We start from the raw sequence: 21,574 nt of genomic DNA, 5'->3' as shown, positions 1-21,574 counted from the left end.
ATTAATATACGTAGCAAAGTACCTCGCCACCTACATTTTCGTTTTTGGCTTGCTTACTTGTCATAACCCCATGTGAAGTAGAGACAATTGCAATACCTAAACCGTTCAACACCCTAGGTAGTGTATCTGCCCCGGTATACTTACGTAAACCTGGCTTACTCACCCTTTGTATTTTTCTGATAACCGGCTCCTTAGTAGCCTTATCATATTTCAAGGCTATTTTAATAGTCCCTTGAAAATTATCCTCTTCAAACTTATAACTTAAAATATACCCTTGATCGAACAATATTTTAGTTATTTCCCTTTTTACTTTTGATGATGGAATCTCCACCACTCTGTGACCAGCTCTGCTGGCATTTCTGATTCTCGTAAGATAATCTGCAATAGTATCTGTAACCATTTCTATATAATTTGGTAACGGTTTTCGCCATTAACGAACCTGAAACCAGTTAAACTCTTTTACCAGCTTGCCTTCTTAACACCAGGAATTAAACCTTGGTTGGCCATTTCCCTGAACATAACCCTAGAGATACCAAAAGTTCTCATATACCCTTTTGGTCTACCCGTAAGTTTACAACGATTGTGCATACGTACTGGAGAAGCGTTACGTGGCAATTTTTGCAATGCTTCGTAATCGCCAGCTTCTTTCAAAGCTTTTCTTTTCTCAGCATATTTTGCAACAGTTTTAGCCCTTTTACGCTCACGGGCCTTCATTGATTCTTTAGCCATTCTAATTCTTTTTAAACGGTAATCCTAATTCAGTTAAAAGGGATTTTGCTTCCTTATCTGTTTGCGCAGAGGTCACAAAGGTAATATCCATTCCGTTAATCCTATTGATTTTATCAATATTGATTTCCGGAAAGATAATTTGTTCGGTCACACCCAAACTGTAATTACCCCTACCATCAAACCCAGTAGCACGGATTCCTTGAAAATCACGAACCCGAGGTAATGCAGAAGTAATCAATCTATCCAAAAACTCATACATTCTTTCACCTCTAAGCGTAACCTTGGCTCCAATTGGCATTCCTTTACGCAATTTAAAGGCAGCAACGTCTTTTTTAGACATTGTTGGCACCGCTCTTTGTCCAGTAATAGTAGTAAGTTCCTCAACCGCATGGTCAATCAACTTCTTATCAGCAACAGCAGCACCAATACCTCTACTCACTACAATCTTCTGAAGTTTGGGAACCTCCATTATATTGTTGTACCCAAATTCTTCTTTAAGAGCGCTTACAATACGCTCCTTATATTCTGTCTTTAACCTTGAAACGTAAGCCATAACTATATTACTTCATTGGATTTCTTGGAAACACGAACTTTCTTTCCGTCCCTTACTTCGTATCCTACCCTAGTTACCTCACCAGACTTAGCATCTATCAACGCTAGGTTTGAAATATGGATAGGAGCTTCCTTCTTAACAATACCACCTTGAGGGTTTTGTGCACTTGGCTTCTCATGTTTTGAAACCAAGTTCGCTCCTTCTACGATAGCCTTGTTCTTTTCCCGATCAACGGTCAAGACCTTACCTTCTGTACCTTTATGGTCTCCAGCAACAACTCTTACCGTATCTCCTGTTTTTATCTTTAACTTTATCATGATATCAACTATATTAAAGTACCTCAGGGGCCAATGAAACAATCTTCATAAACTGCTTATCACGAAGCTCACGAGCCACAGGTCCAAAAACACGGGTTCCTCTCATTTCACCAGTAGGGTTCAACAACACACAAGCATTGTCATCAAAACGAATGTAAGAACCATCCGGTCTTCTTACCTCTTTTTTAGTTCTCACCACCACTGCTGTTGATACAGCACCTTTTTTAATACCACCGTTTGGAGTAGCCTCCTTTACGGCAACAACAATTTTATCTCCAACTGAAGCATATCTACGTTTCGTACCACCTAAAACTCTAATGGTCAAAACCTCCTTAGCTCCCGTATTGTCTGCTACCTTTAATCTTGATTCCTGCTGTAACATAATTATTTAGCTCTTTCTAAGATTTCTACTAATCTCCAACACTTGGTCTTGCTCAACGGGCGGGTTTCCATTATTTTAACAGTATCCCCTTCCTTACAGTCGTTCTTCTCGTCATGAGCAACATACTTCTTCGTTTTCAAAACGAACTTACCGTACATAGGGTGCTTTACTCGCTTCACCTCAGACACAACAATGGACTTCTCCATCTTGTTACTGGTTACCACCCCTATTCTCTCTTTTCTTAAATTTCTTTTATCTTCCATAAAGCAGAACCAATTATTGGTTTTCCCTATTAGTTAATTCCGTTGCCAATCTAGCCACCGTTCTTCTCGCCGTTCTAACTTGAAGCGGATTTTCCAATGGTGTAACAAAATGTGCCATTTTAAGGTCTGCATGTTGCTTTTTGTACTCAGCAAGCTTATCCTTAAGCTCCTCTACGGACAATTCTTTGATTTCTTTATTTTTCATGATACCTTAAATTGTTTCTTCAACATAATCACGGGCCACAATAAACTTGGTTCTCACCGGAAGTTTCTGAGCAGCAAGTCTCAATGCCTCTTTTGCAACATCCAAAGGCACACCTGCTACCTCAAACAAAACCCTACCTGGCTTCACCACAGCTACAAAATACTCAGGAGCACCTTTACCTTTACCCATACGTACCTCAAGAGGTTTTTTGGTAATAGGCTTGTCCGGAAAAATTTTGATCCAAAGCTGACCTTGCCTTTTCATATATCTTGTGGCTGCAATACGTGCCGCCTCAATCTGACGTGATGTTATAAATTTAGAATCCAAAGTTTTGATACCGAACATACCGTTCGACAACTGAAAACCTCTGCCCGCATTTCCTTTCATGCGGCCTTTCTGCATCTTTCGAAACTTGGTTCTTTTTGGCTGTAACATTGCTTACTTTTTTAAATTACTTTCTACGACGAGATTTTCTTCCACCTTCTCTTTTATCACCACCTTTTCCAGATTGACCTTTAGTCATTCCAACTAGTGGAGACAAATCACGCTTACCGTACACTTCACCTTTCATGATCCAAACTTTAATACCTAATTTACCATAGGTAGTTTGAGCCTCCTGTAAAGCATAATCTATATCCGCACGAAAAGTAGACAATGGAATACGCCCATCTTTATATGATTCCGAACGAGCCATTTCAGCTCCGTTCAAACGTCCAGAAATTTGAACTTTAATACCCTCGGCATTCATTCTCATTGCAGCGGCAATAGCCATCTTAATTGCCCTTCTGAAAGAAATTCTGCTCTCTATCTGGCGAGCAATACTTGCCGCAACAAGATTTGCATCAAGTTCAGGTCTTTTTATTTCGTAAATATTGATCTGAACTTCTTTATTGGTAATTTTCTTAAGCTCTTCTTTAAGCTTATCTACTTCTTGACCACCTTTACCAATGATAATACCTGGCCTAGCAGTGGTTACCGTGATAGTGATAAGTTTAAGGGTACGCTCAATGATCACTCTAGAAACACTAGCTTTTGCCAAACGAGCATGGATATAATTACGGATTTTGTTATCCTCCGCCAATTTGTCACCATAATCGTTTCCACCATACCAGTTAGACTCCCAACCTCTGATGATTCCAAGACGATTTCCTATTGGATTTGTTTTCTGTCCCATTCTAGCTTTCTATATTATTGTTAGACCCCAAAACCAATGTAACATGGTTTGAACGCTTTCTTATTCTATGCGCCCTTCCTTGAGGAGCAGGACGTAATCTTTTCAACATGGTGCCGCCATCTACACGCACTTCTCTTACAACAAGTCCGGCATCCTCAACACTAGCATCCTCATTCTTTGCTTGCCAGTTTGCCAAAGCAGACAACAAAAGCTTTTCAAGTTTTCTCGAAGATTCCTTAGAATTGAACCTTAGGATAGCCAAAGCTTTATCCACTTCTACCCCTCTAATCAAATCCGCAACCAAGCGCATTTTCCTTGGTGAAGTTGGACAGTTGTTCAACTTAGCAAAAGCAATCTGCTTTTTTTCAGCCTTTAACCTCTCGGCCATTTGTTTTTTACGAACTCCCATAGCTTACTTCTTTCCTTTATTCTTAGCTCCCGCATGACCTCTAAAAGATCTTGTAGGAGAAAATTCACCCAACTTGTGCCCTACCATGTTTTCAGTCACAAAAACAGGAACAAATTGTCTACCATTATGAACTGCTATCGTTAGACCCACAAAGTCCGGTGTAATCATCGATGCTCTTGACCATGTTTTGATCACACTCTTCTTTCCAGAAGATACATTTTGCTGGACTTTCTTTTCCAGGCTATAGTGAACGTATGGTCCTTTTTTTAATGAACGTGCCATTTCTTTCTACTTTTTATTTCTTTCTACGTTCTAAAATATATCTATTGGTCTTCTTAGTCCTAACACGAGTTCTATAACCCTTAGCAGGAATACCGTTTCTTGATCTTGGGTGACCTCCAGAAGCCCTTCCTTCACCACCACCCATTGGGTGATCAACCGGGTTCATTGCAACCGGTCTAGTTCTAGGCCTTCTACCTAACCATCTGCTTCTACCAGCTTTACCTGAAACCAATAACTGGTGATCCGAATTGGAAACAGCACCAATGGTCGCCAAACAAGCAGACAAAATCAACCTTGTTTCACCAGAAGGCATTTTTACAGTAGCAAACTTACCTTCCTTCGCCATAAGCTGCGCAAAAGTACCCGCACTTCTTGCCATTATAGCTCCCTGACCTGGCCTCAACTCTATACAAGAGATTATGGTACCCAAAGGAATAGCACTTAACGGCAATGCATTACCTATTTCTGGAGCTGCAGATTCACCAGCAGAAACCTGCTGACCTACTTGCAAACCATTCTGAGCAATAACATATCTTTTTTCACCATCAGCATACTCCAACAATGCTATAAAGGCCGTTCTGTTTGGATCGTACTGAATAGATTTTACGGTTGCAGCAACATCTTGCTTATCCCTTTTAAAATCAATAATACGATACCTTCTCTTGTGACCTCCACCTCTATGGCGCATGGTCATCTTTCCTTGACTGTTTCTACCTCCCGACTTTTTTAACGGAGCGAGCAAGCTCTTCTCCGGCTTATCAGCAGTAAGCGCGTCAAATCCGTTTACTACTCTAAAACGCTGTCCAGGAGTGATAGGTTTTAATTTTCTAACTGACATTTTCCGTCTTTATAGATTACTGTAAAAATCAATGATGTCACCTTCAACAACATCAACAATAGCTTTCTTGACCGAATTGGTCTTACCATGCTGGATACCAGTTTTGGTATAACGCGTCTTTCTAGTAGGACCATAGTTCATAGTCCTTACCTTCTTGACCGCAACTCCATAAGTAGACTCTACCGCATCCTTAATCTGCAATTTATTAGCACTAGGATTCACAATAAAGCCGTACCTATTGTACAACTCGCTTTCAGCGGTCATTTTTTCGGTAATTATCGGTTTTATCAACACGCTCATGGCTTACTTTTTATTTAAATTCGACTCCAATCCTTCTAAAGCACCTTCCAAGAACACCACGTTGTTAGCATTCAGTATTTTATAAGTACTTATTTCTGAGGAAGTTATAACTTCTGAGCCCTTCAAATTTCGCGAAGACAAATATACGCTATTATTTGAATCACCCAAGACTATCAAAGACTTTTTGTTTTCGATACCCAAAGAAGTCAAAATATCCTTGAATTCCTTTGTTTTTGGCGTATCAAAACTAAAATCTTCCACAACTAAAATGGCCTTCTCCTTAGATTTCATACTAAGGGCAGATTTTCTAGCCAATCTCTTTACGTTTTTATTAAGCTTTTGGCTATAATCTTTTGGTCTAGGACCAAAAATTCTACCACCGCCTCTAAAAATTGGAGATTTAATACTACCGGCACGGGCAGTACCTGTACCTTTTTGCTTTTTTATCTTACGAGTACTACCCGCAATCTCACCACGCTCCTTAGCTTTATGCGTACCTTGACGCTGATGCGCCAAATACTGCTTTACATCTAAATATACAGCGTGATCGTTAGGTTCTATACCAAAAACAGCATCTGATAGCTCTGCGCTTCTCCCTGTTTCTTTTCCTTTAATATCTAAAACTGCTACCTTCATTACTCCCACCTTTGAATAGTTACGTAAGAATTTTTATGACCTGGAATAGCACCTTTTACCACCAAAAGGTTCTTTTCCGGAACTACTTTTAACACACGTAGGTTCTGAACGGTAACACGTTCTCCACCCATTCTACCGGCCATTTTCATTCCCTTGAAAACTCTAGCAGGATATGAGGCCGCACCAATAGAACCCGGTGCTCTTAACCTGTTGTGTTGACCGTGTGTCTGTTGACCTACACCACCAAAACCATGACGCTTAACAACCCCTTGAAAGCCTTTTCCTTTCGAAGTTCCTACCACATCAACAAACTCACCTTCAGTAAACAAATCAACACCTACGGTGTCTCCTAATTTGTACTCCCCTTCAAAACCTTGAAATTCAACGACCTTTCTTTTAGGAGAAGTGCCTGCTTTTTTAAAGTGACCTGCTTCGGCCTTGTTAGCACGCTTTTCTGCCTTGTCATCGAAACCAAGCTGTAAAGCTGTATAGCCATCAACTTCTTCGGTTCTGACTTGGGTAACCACACATGGTCCTGCCTCGATAACGGTACATGGAACGTTCTTTCCATTCTCGTCAAAGATGCTGGTCATGCCTACCTTTTTTCCTATTAACCCAGACATAATTGATTTACATTTTGAGCATTTTAGATTTTATCCAAAACCCTATGCTCGTTTATATTTATTTAATTAATACTCTCAACTTTAGGACAAAAAAACAGGGTCAAAAATTATCCGACCCCGAATTAATTTTTGTTCCGTTTTTCCCTCGCACGCAGCTTAGGACATGTCCACTACCTATTCTCTAGGCAGTTTACTGTATTACTTACACCTTAATCTCTACTTCAACACCACTAGGAAGCTCTAATTTCATAAGAGCATCAATAGTTTTGGAAGAGGAACTGTAAATATCCAAAAGCCTCTTGTAAGAACTCAATTGAAATTGTTCCCTAGATTTCTTGTTCACGTGAGGTGAACGCAAAACAGTAAATATTTTTTTATGAGTTGGTAAAGGTATTGGACCAGTAACCACTGCCCCGGTAGTCTTTACCGTTTTTACGATTTTCTCAGCAGATTTATCTACCAAATTATGATCGTAAGATTTAAGTTTTATCCTAATTTTTTGGCTCATTTCTTTAACAATTAAGCGGTTACTCCTTTAGCTGCTTTAATAACTTCTTCAGCAATATTCGATGGTGTCTCAGCATAGTGCGAGAACTCCATAGTTGAAGTAGCTCTACCAGATGATAATGTTCTCAAGGAAGTTACGTACCCAAACATTTCAGATAACGGAACCTCTCCCTTAACAACTTTAGAACCGGCTCTATCACTCATGTTGGAGATAGTACCCCTTCTACGGTTAAGGTCACCAACAATGTCACCCATGTTTTCCTCTGGAGTCAATACTTCAATTTTCATAATAGGCTCCATAAGAACAGCCCCAGCAGCTTTCGCAGCAGACTTGTAACCCATTTTAGCGGCAAGCTCAAAAGATAGTGAATCGGAATCCACTGCGTGGAAGGAACCATCCTTTAAAACAACCTTCATACTATCCATTTCAAAACCAGCCAACGGCCCATTTTTCATGGCATCCTTGAAACCTTTCTCTACAGCTGGAATAAACTCTTTAGGTATGTTACCACCCTTAATTTCATTCACAAACTCAAGACCTTCAGTTTCTTCAGAATCGGCAGGACCCATGGTAAATACGATATCAGCAAATTTACCTCGACCACCAGATTGCTTCTTGTAAGTCTCCCTGTGACCAGCCTCTCTGGTAAGTGCTTCCTTATATTCAACCTGAGGCTGACCTTGACTTACCTCAACCTTAAATTCACGTCTTAATCTATCTACAATGATATCCAAGTGAAGCTCTCCCATACCAGAAATAATAGTCTGACCTGAGGCTTCATCTGTTTTAACCTGGAAAGTAGGATCTTCCTCAGCCAATTTAGCCAAAGCCATACCCAACTTGTCCACATCAGCCTTTGTTTTAGGCTCAACAGCAATACCGATTACGGGATCCGGGAAATCCATGGACTCCAATACAATAGGCGCATTCTCAGCGGACATGGTATCCCCGGTTTTAATATCCTTAAAACCAACGGCCGCACCTATATCCCCAGCTTCTATATATTCAATTGCATTTTGTTTGTTGGAATGCATTTGATAAATACGAGAGATACGCTCTTTTTTACCAGATCTATTGTTCAATATATACGAACCCGCATCCAATCTACCAGAATACGTTCTAAAGAATGCCAACCTACCAACGAATGGATCAGTAGCGATTTTGAACGCCAAGGCCGAGAAAGGCTCCTTAACATCTGGCTTTCTAGTTACTTCAGACCCAGTATCAGGATTGGTACCCACGATATCGTCCTTATCCAACGGAGAAGGCAAATATCTGCAAACACAATCCAACAAGAACTGAACTCCTTTATTTTTAAAGGACGAACCACAAACCATAGGAATAATGGCACGATCCATTACAGCAGCCCTTAAAGCAGCATGAACCTCCTCCTCCGTGATAGAATCCTCATCCTCAAAGAATTTCTCCATCAACTCCTCATCATATTCAGCAACAGCTTCAATCAAGGCAGCTCTATACTCCTTAACTTCATCTTGCATTTCAGCAGGAATGTCCACCACATCAAAAGTAGAACCGAAATTCTCATCATGCCACACAATGGCCCTATTTTTCGCCAAATCCACGATACCTTTAAAATCGGCCTCGTCACCTATTGGCAATACGATTGGCACGGCATTGGAACCCAACATTTCCTTAACCTGATTACAAACATTAAGGAAATTAGCACCCTGACGGTCCATTTTATTAACAAAACCGATTCTAGGAACCTTATAATTATCAGCCAATCGCCAGTTAGTTTCAGATTGTGGCTCAACACCATCTACCGCACTAAAAAGAAAAACCAATCCGTCCAAAACACGTAAAGATCTATTTACCTCAACGGTAAAATCCACGTGTCCGGGAGTATCTATAATATTGAAGTGATAATCCTTAGTATCAGGCAATGCCTGGGCATTTTCCATTGGAAACCTCCATGTACAGGTAGTAGCCGCAGAAGTAATAGTAATACCACGCTCCTGCTCTTGCTCCATCCAGTCCATGGTAGCGGCACCATCGTGAACCTCTCCAATTTTATGGCTTACACCTGTATAAAAAAGGATACGCTCTGTGGTAGTAGTTTTACCAGCATCAATATGCGCAGCAATACCAATATTTCTTGTATATTTTAAATCTCTTGCCATTGTTGATTAAAATCTAAAGTGGGAAAATGCTTTATTTGCTTCTGCCATCTTATGAGTATCAACCCTTTTCTTAACAGCCGCACCTTCCTCTTTGGCAGCAGCCAAGATTTCAGCGGCCAATTTTTGGGCCATACCTTTTTCATTCCTTTTTCTCGCAAAACTGATCAACCACTTCATAGCCGTTGAAATTTTACGATCTGGACGAATTTGCATTGGAATCTGAAATGTAGCACCTCCCACTCTTCTACTTCTAACCTCAACATGGGGCATTACATTGGAAAGTGCATCTTTCCACAATTCCAAAGCCGACTTTTCATCATCGGTCTTTTTTTCTTCCACTATATCCATCGCGTTATAAAACACGTTAAAAGCGATAGATTTTTTACCATCCCACATCATCATATTAACAAAACGGGTAACCAATTGGTCTCCGTAACGCGGATCTGGTAAAAGCGGTCTCTTTTTTGCCTGTCTTTTTCTCATTTTGTTTGTTTTAGGAAAAGAACCTTACGTTCAACGCAAAACCCCTAACCTCTTAAATCATTTAGCTCTTGGGTCTTTTTGCACCGTATTTAGATCTACGTTGAGTACGGCCTGCAACACCAGCGGTGTCCAAAGCCCCTCTAACGATATGATACCTAACACCAGGCAAATCTTTCACCCTTCCGCCCCTTACTAATACTATCGAGTGCTCTTGGAGATTATGTCCCTCACCAGGAATGTAAGCGTTCACCTCTTTTCCATTGGTCAACCTTACCCTAGCCACTTTTCTCATGGCAGAGTTAGGTTTTTTTGGAGTAGTAGTGTAAACACGTGTACAAACCCCTCTTCTTTGAGGACAAGAATCCAAAGCAGCCGATTTACTCTTCTTAGTAATCGTGGACCTTCCTTTTCGTACTAATTGTGAAATTGTTGGCATACTATATTATATGTGTATAAAATAACCCCTTGTTTAAGGGTCGGCAAATGTAAGACTATTTCTCAAAAATTCAAATTCTTATTCATTAATTTTCAAAGATTTATTGAACACTTCATACAGTTACCCAAAACACCCCCCATTAAAGCCTTTAAATAGGTTAGAAAACGCAACACCAAACGCAGAAAAGAAAAGCAATGAGATCAAAGATCAATTTGCGGGAAGAAAAACAGAACATATTCTTACCGCAACCAACAAATCAATACAACTCAAAAAATTTGGTTAACCCAACAATCAGGTACAAAAAAACAGAACAAAAAGGCAGACAATACGCAAAAAGCAGGCTAAAACTTACGCTATTGTAGTGATATTCTTATTTATTTTATGAAAAACAGGCCAAAACCCCCATTATTGAAAAATCAAGAATTTTTTAACATATTACACCGACGATTTCTATTAGGGAGAGGTAAAAAGCCTCATTTCCGTAACACAACTAACAAAATCTGTGGAATTATCATAAAAAAAGACCATAAACTACCATTATCTAACAGATTTTTTATTATGCATGCATAAGTTTTAGTTAAAAATAATTGCATTATTAACGTTAAATTATGATTTTTGCCTTCAGCTAATTCAAATAATTATAAAATGAGAGCAAAACACAGAGGATTGTTGACGCTATTTTTAGCGTTGTTCGTGCAAATAACTTTTGCACAAGACAAAACCATTACCGGTACGGTGGCCGACGCGGATGGACTACCTTTACCGGGGGTTAATATTGTGGTGCAAGGAACCACGGTAGGAACCCAAACAGATTTTGACGGAAACTATGCCATAAACGCTAGTCAAGGTCAAACTCTATCCTTCTCTTACCTCGGTTACAAGACCGAAACTCGAGCCGTAGGAGCATCAAACACTATTAATCTTCAAATGACGGAAGATGCCGAGTCACTAGAAGAGGTTGTAGTAACCGCAATGGGAATTACCAAAGCTGAAAAAGCCATTGGTTACGCGGTGCAGGAAGTTTCTGGTGAAAGCATCGAAGAAACTAAAGAGGTTAATATTGTTAACTCACTTCAGGGTAAAGTATCTGGTGTTCAAATTCAGGGAAGTTCTTCAGCTCTAGGTGGTTCATCAAGAATTACTATCAGGGGTTCCAACTCTTTTCTTGGCAACAACCAGCCTTTATTTGTAGTTGATGGAGTGCCTATCAGCAACCAAAGCTTTTCTTCTCAAGATCAGGAGCGTGGTTTTGGAGATAACGCTTACGATTACGGTAATACCGCATCAGACTTAGATCCTTCAAGTATTGAAACAATGTCCGTACTTAAAGGTGCTGCAGCGACTGCTATTTATGGATCTAGAGGTGCAAATGGTGTAATTCTTATTACTACAAAAAATGGTTCTTCCAATAAGGGGCTTGGCGTCTCCTTTGAAAGTAGTGTTACCATGGATGAAGTAAGAAATTTAATCCCCCATCAACAAACTTACGGTGGTGGTTCTATTTATGATACGGCTAGCGGTTTCAATGAATTCACGCAAGATGGCGTTTCTTATTTAGCTCCTAATTACGGAAAAGATGGTTCTTGGGGTCCTAAATACAATTCTAATGTTTTGGTAAGACATTGGGATTCATGGGATCCAGGTGCTAGCAACTACAAAGAAACTAGACCATGGGTGGCTCCGCCAAACTCTTATGAATCATTTTTCAATACAGGTTTGACTATGATGAACAGCATTGCCTTAAGTGGATCTGATGACAAGGGTTCGTTTAGGTTGTCATATACGAATTTAGATCAGACAGGTACGACTCCGGGAGGTTCTCTACAAAGAAATACGGTAAGCCTTAACTCTACCTATAATCTTACCGAAAAATTAACTGCAGGTGTTTCCATGAGCTATATACGTACAGATGCTCAGAATAGAAACATCACAGGTTATAACAATGGTAATCCGTTACAAGGTTTTTATCAGTGGTGGCAAACTCAACTGGATGTTGACAGACTTAAGTCACAACAAAATACAACTCTTGGAGAACAATATACATGGAACGCTACAGGTATTATTGAAGACGATAATGGTAACTTATTAGAGTTCGATTCATTTCCAAACTACTTTGATAACCCATACTGGGTAAGAAATAACTTTCTTCAAGAAGATTGGAGAAATAGAGTTTTTGGGAACGCAAACTTCTCTTATGAGATTACTAAAGGTTTAAGTTTATCCTCCCAATTCGGTACAGATATTACTCAATTTAGCTTACGGGAAGGAATACCTCAACGAGGTATTGACCAATCTAAATATGTTGAGACAGAAAGGAAGTTCCAAGAAAATAACTTTGAAGTTCGATTGAACTACCAGACAGACTTTTCAGAAGATTTCTCTTTCACAGGTTTGCTTGGTGCCAACAGAATGAGACAATACACCAAGAGACATACGGTTTCTACATCTGGAGGTTTGGTTGTAGATAAATTTTTTAATGTAAGCAACTCTAGTGCCGCTGTCAACGCCGAAACCTATCAAGCTGACAAGGGAATTAATAGTATTTTTGGTTCTACCAGTTTTGGGTTTAAAGATATGCTCTATTTAGACTTATCTGCTAGAAATGACTGGTCATCTACTTTACCTGCAGACAATAACAGTTATTTCTATCCTGCAGCGTCTATGAGTTTTGTTTTGACAGAATTGGATTTCTTAAGAAACAATGACATCGTAAACTTTGTAAAACTTAGGGCAAGTATTGCTCAGGCAGGTAACGATGCCGATCCATATAGATTAACTGATGTTTACAACCCACTTACACCAAATTTTGGAAGTTTGCCAATGTACACCGTGCCAAACTCTCAGCAAAACCCTGATTTGGTAAATGAGTTGACAACAGAAACTGAATTCGGTATTTCTGTTAGATTATTCCAGAGTAGATTAACTTTAGACGCTTCCTATTATGATCGTTTGACAGAAGATCAAATATTTAATGTACCTACCTCATCTACCACAGGTTATTCCTCAAAACTTTTGAATGCGGGTAGCATGAAGAATAAGGGTATTGAACTACAGTTGAATGTAACTCCAATAAGAACTGAAGATTTTACCTGGGATATCGGATTTAATGTAACTAAACAAGAAAACGAAGTTGTTGAATTATTGAAAGACGAAAATGGAGAATCTATTGTAGAGAGCATCAATGTGACAGCAACTTGGGGAGCAGATTTGAGAATACAAGAAGGCAAACCATATATGGCCGTATTTGGACAAGATTTTATCCGCGATGAAAACGGTAATAAAGTAGTTGGAGATGACGGGGCTTATCTTTATACAGATGATAGAGTTTATTTAGGATCTGCAATCGCCGATTATGTTGGTGGAATTAACACTTCTTTTAGATATAAAAATTTCACTTTATCAGGTTTGGTAGATTTTCAAGAAGGTGGCATTATCCATTCAGCATCTTTAATGTGGGCCAAATATTCAGGTATGTTACCGGAAACGGTTTCATTTAACGGTGAAAGTGATATAAGGGCCAATGGTCTTTTATTGCCGGGTGTTACGGAATCAGGAGCACCCAACACCACAAGAATAGATGCACAAGGCTACCATACTGATAATTATCAACGTGCAGCTAGCCATGTTTATGATGCTAGTTTTGTTAAGTTGAGAGATGTAAGGTTGTCCTATTCATTCCCTGCAAAATTCATAAAAGGAACTCCAATTAAAGACCTTAACTTAAGTGTATTTGGAAGAAATTTAGCCATTCTATCTGCTGATGTTCCCTATATTGACCCTCAAATTATAGCAGGAGCAGGAAACGCCCAAGGTTTGGAAAATTCACAAGTGCCAGCAACTAGGTCCTTTGGTGTTAATCTATCCGCTAAATTTTAAACAAAGAAATTATGAAAAGAAATAAATTTTTAACACTAATCTTATCTGCAGGATTTATCCTGGGATGTGACAATGGGCTTGAAGAACTTAATGTTGATCCAAACAGTGCTGTAAGTGTAAGCCCGTCAACGTTACTTACAACTGCTCAATATACATTTTATGATCGTTTGGCAGGGCCTGCCGTTAATGCAGGTTGGGGATTGTTAATGACCCAACAGTGGGCCGAAAACGAATACACCCAAGATCAGCGATATAACCAAACAGTAAGCACTTTTAATGCCACATGGACAGAAGTTTACGTATCTGTCCTTAAGGAATTGGATGCAGCAAAAACGTTGGTAGAGGCACAAGATGTATCCGATGCAATCAAAACCAATAGGACAAATATCTTAAATGTAATGAGTGCACAGGCATATGGTTTCCTAACCGATAGTTTTGGTGCGATTCCATACACAGAATCCTTAGATACAGAAATTGATTTACCAGCTTATGACTCCCAAGAAACTGTATATAAAGGTATTCTTTCCACTTTAGAAGAAGCTAGAAACAGTTTTAATACATCTTCTCCATCTTTTGATAGTGGAGACGTTCTTTACAATGGGAATGTAAACAACTGGATAAAGCTTACCAATTCCTTGATGCTTAAATATGCAATGAGGTTGGCAGATATAGACCCTGGTACGGCCTCAACATATGTAACTATGGCTTCGTCCAACTTAATTTCCAGTAATGAGGAAGATGCACTGTTTACTTTCGATTCAGCACCTGATCGTTCAAATCCTCTTTGGCAAAATGTTAACTTGGACAATAGAGATGATTACGCAGTTTCAGAATTTCTAGTTACTACTCTAAATGATTTGGGAGACCCGCGTCTTGAGGTTTATGCCAATCCAGCGGCTGGCGGTTCAATTGTTGGTCTAGAATATGGATTAACAGATAACGCTGCTACGGCACTGAAAGCTTCTACTTCCAGACCTGGTGATGCCGTTAGAGCGGCAACTACTCCACATGTTGTAATGTCTTATGCCGAAGTACAATTTTTGCTGGCAGAAGCCTACGAAAGAGGAATTCTCAGTGGAGATGCCGAAACCGCTTACAACAATGCGGTAACAGCATCTATGAACTATTGGGGTATTGAAGATGCAGCTGCTATTGCTGATTATTTAAGCAACAATCCTTATGACGCTGGAAATTGGAAAGAATCCATTGGTGTTCAAAAATGGATTGCTCTATATGCTAAGGGTATTGAGGCTTGGAATGAGTGGAGAAGATTGGACTTTCCTGCTCTTTCTGCTCCTGCTGCTGCGGTAATTAATACGATTCCTGTTAGAATGCCATATCCCTTATCGGAAACAACCGCTAATGGAACCTCTCTATCAGCAGTATCTTCTAATCCAGCAGATATGACTACCAAGGTTTGGTGGGATGTGAATTAAGAATGTTTATTATTTATTGAAGAAAACCACCCTCTCACAGGGTGGTTTTTTAGTTTATATTTGCCCCATGCAAAAAACACCTCAAATCTATGGTATCAGAGCGGTAATGGAAGCCATCAATGCCAACGAACCAATCGATAAAGTATTTATTCAAAGAGGTCTTAAAGGAAGCCTTGCAAAGGAACTTGAAACCCTTCTCAGAAAGAGCGGGGTCAAACCCAACTATGTACCTCTCGAAAAACTGAACCATATTACCAAGAACAACCACCAAGGGGTAGTTGCGAACATCTCTCCTATTCAATTTTACGAATTGGAAACCTTGGTCGAAGATGTCATCGAAAGAGAAAAACAACCCTTGTTTCTATTGTTGGATCAACTTTCAGACGTTCGTAATTTTGGGGCGATTATTAGAACAGCGGAATGTTCAGGGGTTAACGGAATCATCATCCAAAAAAAGGGAGCCGCACCAGTAACCGCCGATACTATTAAAACCTCTGCGGGTGCGGCATTTAAAGTACCAATAGTAAAAGTGGACCACATTAAAGATGCGGTGTACTATCTTCAAGGAAGCGGGGTAAAAGTGGTGGCAGCGACCGAAAAAACAGAGTCAGACCTCTATCAAATTGACTATACTGGTCCCACCGCTATTGTTATGGGTTCAGAAGACCGGGGCATCTCCCCTTCTACCTTAAGGGCTGTCGATGATTTGGCCAGTATACCACTATTAGGAGAAATAGGAAGTTTGAACGTTTCAGTAGCCTGTGCCATCTTTTTATATGAAGCAGTGAGGCAGCGGCAGCAAAAATGACATAACACTATTCGTTTGGGGTGTCATCTTCCGTTTCTTTGTAGTGGTAATGGATGGTCAATTCATTTTCTTGCTCCAGTAATTCCTGTTCGCCGATAAAGTTTCCTTTCTCATCAAAATGTTTTAGAAAAGGATCTTCTTGAGCATTAAAGTTTTCCTCTTCCCATCGATATTTCTTAAGGGGTGGTGTAGGCGCTTTCAAGAAATAGGCGAGTACAAATCCGAAAATAAATCCACCCAAATGGCCTTCCCAAGAAATTCCTTCTTCAATTGGGAAGATATACCAAAGCATACTTCCATATATAAAAACAATACCCAGAGAAAGAGCAACCAGCCGATAGTGTTTGGTAAATATTCCCTTGAAAAATATAAAGCTTGCCAATAAATAGATTATACCACTTGCCCCTATATGATACGAGGCCCTTCCAATTACCCATGTAAACAACCCCACACCAATAGCTCCACAAATCAATACCTTCCAAGCAATCTTTCTATAGAAGTAGAAAAGAGAGGCTGATAACACTGCTAAGGGTATGGTATTATTATATAAATGCACTACCGAGCCATGAATAAACGGACTCAAAAGAATACCTCGCAAGCCTAAAGCAGTTTTTGGATAAATACCGAATTCATTCCAATTGGTCTGGAATCTAATCTCTAAATAGTAAACCGTCCATATAGCCAATACCGCAAAAAGTGGTGCTATTACAACAGCATTGGTAAATTTGAAATAATGATTTTCGGACATGATTCAAAATTATCAATAAGTTAGCCAATTATTTTTTGCTGAAACTTTGTCACCATGCCAATCGCAGTTCCAATTCCAATTTAACACCTGACTCATTTATCGTTTGAAATACTTAAAGAGTTGCCTAATTTTGTCAAATGAATGAACCACTAGCAGAACGCATACGGCCAAAAACACTAGAAGACTATATAAGCCAAAGCCATTTGGTTGGCGAAAACGGCTCCTTGACACAGCAAATAAAAAGAGGAATCATTCCTTCTCTAATACTATGGGGTCCTCCAGGTACAGGGAAAACCACTTTGGCCAATATCATAGCAAATGAAAGCGATAGGCCCTTTTACATTCTAAGTGCGATTAATAGCGGTGTGAAGGATGTTAGAGAGGTCATTGAAAAAGCAAAGAAAAGCGGCGGTCTTTTTACGGCAAAAAATCCTATTCTTTTTATTGACGAGATTCACAGGTTCAGTAAATCGCAGCAAGATTCCCTCTTGGCGGCCGTGGAAAAAGGATGGGTCACCCTAATTGGCGCCACTACGGAAAACCCCAGTTTTGAAGTCATCCCTGCACTTTTATCAAGATGTCAAGTGTATATTCTAAATGCCTTTGGAAAAGAAGATTTAGAAAATCTTCTAAAGCGTGCTTTAAAGCAAGATTCCCTACTAAGTAAGAAAAAAGTTGACCTTAAGGAAACCGAAGCTTTATTAAAACTATCTGGAGGTGATGGGCGCAAGCTTTTGAATATTTTTGAATTGGTCATTAATTCCGTTGATGGTGATTCTATTGAAATTACTAATGAATTAGTGCTGGCCAGAGTTCAAAAAAATACGGTTCTCTATGACAAAACCGGAGAACAGCACTATGACATTATTTCGGCTTTTATCAAATCGATTAGGGGAAGTGATCCCAATGGCGCCGTTTATTGGCTGGCAAGAATGATTGAAGGTGGGGAGGATGTAAAGTTCATTGCTAGAAGATTGCTAATATCTGCTTCCGAGGATATTGGTTTGGCCAACCCTACTGCTTTGGTGATAGCTAATAACGCATTTCAGGCCGTAACTACTGTTGGCTATCCCGAAGCACGAATCATATTAAGCCAATGTGCTATTTATTTAGCCACGTCGCCTAAAAGCAATGCAAGTTATATGGCCATAAACAAAGCACAGCAAAAAGTTCGTGAAACTGGGGATTTAAGTGTACCCTTGCCTCTTAGAAATGCTCCTACCAAATTAATGAAAGACCTTGGTTACGGCGATGAGTATAAATATGCCCACGACTATCAGAACAATTTTGTGAATATGGAATTTCTTCCCGAAGAAATTATTGGCACCAATTTTTACGAACCGGGAAACAATTCTAGAGAAAAAGGAATTAAGGAATTTATCACCAATCGTTGGAAGGACAAATACAACCCTAAAACTTAATTTCCAATTCTTGGGTTACCGTTTTTCCCTCTTTTTGATATTCAAAGAACCAGTTACCATCCTTTTCAAAAACTACCCCAGATTGACCATCGGCATCCGCTAAGTAATAATTGGGCATAGATGTCTCGAATATTTTCATCCTTATTTTTGGGGTGTTGTCCACCAATTGATATCCGTTCTCTAGTTTTTGGGCATATAGGGTGCCGGAAATTGGCTCCGCAACAGATGAAACCTCACTTTTTACGTCCGTGGTTTTCGGAGTTTTGCTCTCATAGCTTTGAACGGACTGGGTGGCTGACTGATTGACCACGGACTGGTCTATCTTTTTCAAAGGCGATGGTATAGGTGTGTGGTCTTTATAGCTTTGTTCCTCGATGGTAGCCTTCTGCTCTACCATAGGATTCAGATTTTTAGGTTTAGATTTTTCTTCCACGTTCTTAACATCGTTGCGATAACTAACCGTTACGAGATCCGAATTCAACTCCTTACTTGAATATTGATAATTAAGCCCCTTAACTGAAATAAATGCTTCTCTTATGGCCTCCCCAAAAGATTCTTTATATTCCTTTTCCTTACTTTTTCCTTCTTGAGTCATAAATACTTCCCTTCCTTGGCAATCTTCCAACACCAGACTTGTTTTGGTAGTGAACATGTTGGAATTATCCAGCAACTTGACGAAGAGCGCCTTGCAACGATTGGCATTCAGCTCCAAAGGCAAATCATCTGCATATGCTGTTTCAAACCCCTCCTCCGTAAAAAGGTACTTTACCAAAGTACTGGTTTGATATTGGTTTTCCTTTTTAAAACCATCGAACTTTTTAGGAACAACTACAAATTTGTAGTCATTAACTTGTGCTTTTGTCAATACTGGAAATAACGCCAATAGAATAAAGGCCAGGAAAAAATGCTTCACAATCTTTTTCTTTAATCGATTTTACAAAGGAAGATGAAAAAAGCATGCCAAATTTTAATTTAGCACCTAATTAAGAAGATACCCCTTCCCTATTGCCCCCAAGATATAATATTTAATCCTAACTGAAAAGAAGCATAATTACTTGCAGCTATATTTCTATAGGAAAGTAAATTATCTGCCATGGCATAGAAGTTTACAGGTCCGGCCTGAAAGTTTACCCCCAACCCAATATTGGTAAAAGAAAATTTATCTACGGTGTAGGCCATCTTTAAAGCCATAAAATTGCCGAATCTTCTTTGATAGAATGCAGTTAAAGCAGCTTGCGGACCTCTAGGCCTGCTAATAGCATAAAGTTGTGCTCCCACACCATTCACATATTTAGCCCTATTTCCTGCACCATTTGAACTATACGGTCCGCAGTCGCAATTTGCTCTACTCTCTACGGGCTCTCCAAAATTATATCGTATAGAGGCATATAATTTGGTTGGCCTAAAAGCTACATAACTCCTCGCATTATCCTCAAAAGGTACAAATTCTTCCACCTCATCTACCAAATCTTCCCAGAAATCAGTATTTGGATCATCAAAGGCATCCGGAAGAATTACTTCCACCCCTTCTAGGGTAGTTTTTCCCTGTAAACTATAGGTTTTTACATCATTGGAATGGTAAATAAAGCCAATGTCCAAAAGACTTCCGGTAACGGTTAATTGTTCGTTCAAATGATAGGTAAAGCCAGCATCAAACCCAACCCCTAAATTCCCTCCAAAAAGAGCTCTCTTAATTATCGTTGCTGAAGTGTTATCTTCGTCATAGGAATCCTTTAAAGAATTTAAGCCAGATGTCCTTAGCCTCATATTGGCTTGCAGTGTGCTAACGTAAATATTACTTTGACCTTCACTGGTGACAAAACTACCACTGTTTCTTGTAGAGTTAAAATCAAAAATACTGGAATAAATCTTGGCCCTCCCTCCAATGGTGAGTCCGTTACCCATTTGTTTGTTTACACCAAAATGCAAAACATTGACCAACTCCCCTCTTGTTTTAAGGTGACCCAAATCAAAGGCCTCATCAAGCCTATCCGCATTACCCTCATAAGCCAAAATAGCATAATCACGAAACCAATAGCCAATGGCATCCCCTTCTAAATACATTCCACCATTGTAAAAGAGATCTGGATTTTTGCCCCTAAATCCAACGTTTAAGAATTCAATTTGAAAAGTGCCGCTGAGCTCATCCCTTACATCCATCCCGTAAATGGCCCTGTTTCGTATTTTATCATTAATATCCAGGCCATCATTGGCAAAAATATCATCCACAGAAACCCCACTGGAACCGGCCTGTATAGATATTCCGGATAAAGCAGGAATGCCCGAGTACCATTGAAAATCTGTTTCCACACCAGGGTTGACCATCGCCGCTTGGGGAATTTCAGTAAAATCATACAAGAGCTGTTTGTTCTGTGCATGAACCAAATAACCTACCAAAAGTAGCATTATGAATATGGTATTACTTAGATTCATTTAAGGCGTACTCTAAATTTAGCGCTTGATTTCACAATGATTTTGGGATCATCTTCATTGGAGACGCTTGTAGTATCACCTAAATTGGTGGTACTCACACGAATACTAGAAGTATTGGTAATTATATCTATAGGACGTCCTGCGTCACCATAAGCAACTTCCCGTTGCAATACTGCCGTGGGAGCCGGGTCTATATCAAAACGCTCCACAGGCCCCAGAACATTGCCCTGATCATCTAAAAACTCCACCATAATCTCCAATGGCTTACTAGTAGTATTTTCAATGATATAAGTGATAGAACCGTCCAAAACCCTTTCTGCAAAGGTTTTATAACTAAAGGCATCAAAATTGAAGTTTTGAATGAATACTTGATTACTTGGAGCCTGGTTTACCATTTCTTCCGGGGCTTCTACATACAGCATACTTGCCTCATAGGTAGGAGTCACCGAAATATCATCATATTGGTCAAAATCCTGCTCCTCAACACATGAGGTGACAGAGGATATTAGAACGATAAAAGTTAGAATGTACTTATAGAGTATTTTCATGGTATCACCTAAGAGGGTTTAAAGG

Annotated in this window: 27 protein-coding genes; 4 read left to right on the top strand and 23 right to left on the bottom strand. The window is 39.5% G+C overall.

Going from position 1 to position 21,574, the window contains the following annotated elements:
- Position 1 precedes the first annotated feature (1 nt).
- From rpsH to rpsL, 19 genes are all read right to left on the bottom strand, one after another.
- On the bottom strand, positions 2-400 hold the full coding sequence (gene rpsH / locus IL355_RS06215; protein ID WP_187459381.1) for a 30S ribosomal protein S8: 399 nt from the start codon (positions 398-400) through the stop codon (positions 2-4).
- 59 nt (positions 401-459) lie between these two features.
- On the bottom strand, positions 460-729 hold the full coding sequence (rpsN, locus tag IL355_RS06210) for a 30S ribosomal protein S14 (protein WP_121849999.1): 270 nt from the start codon (positions 727-729) through the stop codon (positions 460-462).
- Between the two features lies 1 nt (position 730).
- Positions 731-1,282, bottom strand: a complete 552-nt coding sequence (gene rplE, locus IL355_RS06205; RefSeq protein ID WP_187459380.1) for a 50S ribosomal protein L5 — start codon at positions 1,280-1,282, stop codon at positions 731-733.
- Positions 1,283-1,284: 2 nt separating this feature from the next.
- Positions 1,285-1,599: a 50S ribosomal protein L24 gene (gene rplX, locus IL355_RS06200; protein ID WP_192461270.1), complete on the bottom strand. Its 315-nt coding sequence runs from the start codon at positions 1,597-1,599 to the stop codon at positions 1,285-1,287.
- Positions 1,600-1,612: 13 nt separating this feature from the next.
- Entirely contained in the window at positions 1,613-1,981 is a 369-nt protein-coding gene (rplN, locus tag IL355_RS06195) for a 50S ribosomal protein L14 (protein ID WP_192461269.1), read from the bottom strand.
- Positions 1,982-1,983: 2 nt separating this feature from the next.
- Positions 1,984-2,244: a 30S ribosomal protein S17 gene (gene rpsQ / locus IL355_RS06190; protein WP_187459377.1), complete on the bottom strand. Its 261-nt coding sequence runs from the start codon at positions 2,242-2,244 to the stop codon at positions 1,984-1,986.
- Between the two features lie 13 nt (positions 2,245-2,257).
- Entirely contained in the window at positions 2,258-2,449 is a 192-nt protein-coding gene (gene rpmC, locus IL355_RS06185) for a 50S ribosomal protein L29 (RefSeq protein ID WP_187459376.1), read from the bottom strand.
- A 6-nt stretch (positions 2,450-2,455) separates the two neighbouring features.
- Complete coding sequence (gene rplP / locus IL355_RS06180; protein ID WP_187459375.1) at positions 2,456-2,884, bottom strand: 50S ribosomal protein L16; 429 nt, start codon at positions 2,882-2,884, stop codon at positions 2,456-2,458.
- Positions 2,885-2,900: 16 nt separating this feature from the next.
- Positions 2,901-3,623 (bottom strand): 30S ribosomal protein S3, encoded by a 723-nt coding sequence (gene rpsC / locus IL355_RS06175; protein WP_187459374.1) that lies wholly within the window; start codon positions 3,621-3,623, stop codon positions 2,901-2,903.
- Between the two features lies 1 nt (position 3,624).
- On the bottom strand, positions 3,625-4,032 hold the full coding sequence (gene rplV / locus IL355_RS06170; protein ID WP_192461268.1) for a 50S ribosomal protein L22: 408 nt from the start codon (positions 4,030-4,032) through the stop codon (positions 3,625-3,627).
- 3 nt (positions 4,033-4,035) lie between these two features.
- On the bottom strand, positions 4,036-4,314 hold the full coding sequence (gene rpsS, locus IL355_RS06165; protein WP_187459372.1) for a 30S ribosomal protein S19: 279 nt from the start codon (positions 4,312-4,314) through the stop codon (positions 4,036-4,038).
- Between the two features lie 13 nt (positions 4,315-4,327).
- Entirely contained in the window at positions 4,328-5,152 is an 825-nt protein-coding gene (rplB, locus tag IL355_RS06160) for a 50S ribosomal protein L2 (RefSeq protein WP_192461267.1), read from the bottom strand.
- A gap of 9 nt (positions 5,153-5,161) precedes the next feature.
- The gene (rplW, locus tag IL355_RS06155) at positions 5,162-5,452 is read right to left on the bottom strand and encodes a 50S ribosomal protein L23 (RefSeq protein ID WP_187459370.1); all 291 of its coding nucleotides are present in this window, start codon (positions 5,450-5,452) and stop codon (positions 5,162-5,164) included.
- Positions 5,453-5,455: 3 nt separating this feature from the next.
- Positions 5,456-6,088 carry a 50S ribosomal protein L4 gene (rplD, locus tag IL355_RS06150; RefSeq protein WP_192461266.1) on the bottom strand — a complete coding sequence of 211 codons (633 nt, stop codon included), beginning with the start codon at positions 6,086-6,088 and terminating at the stop codon, positions 5,456-5,458.
- Positions 6,088-6,711: a 50S ribosomal protein L3 gene (gene rplC / locus IL355_RS06145; RefSeq protein WP_192461265.1), complete on the bottom strand. Its 624-nt coding sequence runs from the start codon at positions 6,709-6,711 to the stop codon at positions 6,088-6,090. Before rplC ends, rplD begins: the two co-directional genes overlap by 1 nt.
- 202 nt (positions 6,712-6,913) lie before the next feature.
- Entirely contained in the window at positions 6,914-7,219 is a 306-nt protein-coding gene (rpsJ, locus tag IL355_RS06140; RefSeq protein ID WP_007094989.1) for a 30S ribosomal protein S10, read from the bottom strand.
- Between the two features lie 11 nt (positions 7,220-7,230).
- Entirely contained in the window at positions 7,231-9,360 is a 2,130-nt protein-coding gene (gene fusA / locus IL355_RS06135; RefSeq protein ID WP_192461264.1) for an elongation factor G, read from the bottom strand.
- 6 nt (positions 9,361-9,366) lie between these two features.
- Entirely contained in the window at positions 9,367-9,843 is a 477-nt protein-coding gene (gene rpsG / locus IL355_RS06130; RefSeq protein WP_187459366.1) for a 30S ribosomal protein S7, read from the bottom strand.
- Positions 9,844-9,904: 61 nt separating this feature from the next.
- Positions 9,905-10,279 (bottom strand): 30S ribosomal protein S12, encoded by a 375-nt coding sequence (rpsL, locus tag IL355_RS06125; RefSeq protein ID WP_187459365.1) that lies wholly within the window; start codon positions 10,277-10,279, stop codon positions 9,905-9,907.
- Between the two features lie 645 nt (positions 10,280-10,924).
- On the opposite strand from rpsL, the gene IL355_RS06120 reads away from it, so the two are divergent.
- From IL355_RS06120 to rlmB, 3 genes are all read left to right on the top strand, one after another.
- A complete protein-coding gene (locus tag IL355_RS06120; protein WP_192461263.1) occupies positions 10,925-14,155 on the top strand; it encodes a SusC/RagA family TonB-linked outer membrane protein in 3,231 nt (1,076 codons plus the stop codon).
- 11 nt (positions 14,156-14,166) lie between these two features.
- The gene (locus IL355_RS06115) at positions 14,167-15,591 is read left to right on the top strand and encodes a SusD/RagB family nutrient-binding outer membrane lipoprotein (RefSeq protein ID WP_192461262.1); all 1,425 of its coding nucleotides are present in this window, start codon (positions 14,167-14,169) and stop codon (positions 15,589-15,591) included.
- A gap of 67 nt (positions 15,592-15,658) precedes the next feature.
- Positions 15,659-16,399, top strand: coding sequence for a 23S rRNA (guanosine(2251)-2'-O)-methyltransferase RlmB (rlmB, locus tag IL355_RS06110; protein ID WP_192461261.1), 741 nt, complete (start codon positions 15,659-15,661; stop codon positions 16,397-16,399).
- 7 nt (positions 16,400-16,406) lie between these two features.
- On the opposite strand, the gene IL355_RS06105 is transcribed toward rlmB, so the two are convergent.
- Entirely contained in the window at positions 16,407-17,147 is a 741-nt protein-coding gene (locus IL355_RS06105) for a rhomboid family intramembrane serine protease (RefSeq protein ID WP_192461260.1), read from the bottom strand.
- Positions 17,148-17,284: 137 nt separating this feature from the next.
- Between IL355_RS06105 and IL355_RS06100 the strand changes: the two genes are divergently transcribed.
- The gene (locus tag IL355_RS06100; protein WP_192461259.1) at positions 17,285-18,568 is read left to right on the top strand and encodes a replication-associated recombination protein A; all 1,284 of its coding nucleotides are present in this window, start codon (positions 17,285-17,287) and stop codon (positions 18,566-18,568) included.
- Here IL355_RS06100 and IL355_RS06095 read toward each other — a convergent pair.
- The 3 genes from IL355_RS06095 to IL355_RS06085 all read right to left on the bottom strand — a co-directional run bounded on the left by IL355_RS06095 (position 18,558) and on the right by IL355_RS06085 (position 21,549).
- The gene (locus IL355_RS06095; protein WP_192461258.1) at positions 18,558-19,481 is read right to left on the bottom strand and encodes a hypothetical protein; all 924 of its coding nucleotides are present in this window, start codon (positions 19,479-19,481) and stop codon (positions 18,558-18,560) included. The genes IL355_RS06100 and IL355_RS06095 overlap by 11 nt on opposite strands.
- An 89-nt stretch (positions 19,482-19,570) precedes the next feature.
- Positions 19,571-21,001: a DUF5723 family protein gene (locus IL355_RS06090; RefSeq protein WP_192461257.1), complete on the bottom strand. Its 1,431-nt coding sequence runs from the start codon at positions 20,999-21,001 to the stop codon at positions 19,571-19,573.
- Positions 20,998-21,549, bottom strand: coding sequence for a hypothetical protein (locus IL355_RS06085; protein WP_192461256.1), 552 nt, complete (start codon positions 21,547-21,549; stop codon positions 20,998-21,000). Before IL355_RS06085 ends, IL355_RS06090 begins: the two co-directional genes overlap by 4 nt.
- Between the last annotated feature and the right edge of the window lie 25 nt (positions 21,550-21,574).

Origin of the sequence: Euzebyella saccharophila, from assembly GCF_014855495.1 — a bacterium.
Classification (GTDB): Bacteria; Bacteroidota; Bacteroidia; order Flavobacteriales; family Flavobacteriaceae; genus Euzebyella; species Euzebyella saccharophila.
The sequence above is the reverse complement of the archived record's forward strand: the minus strand, read 5'-3'. Positions and strand labels throughout refer to the sequence as shown.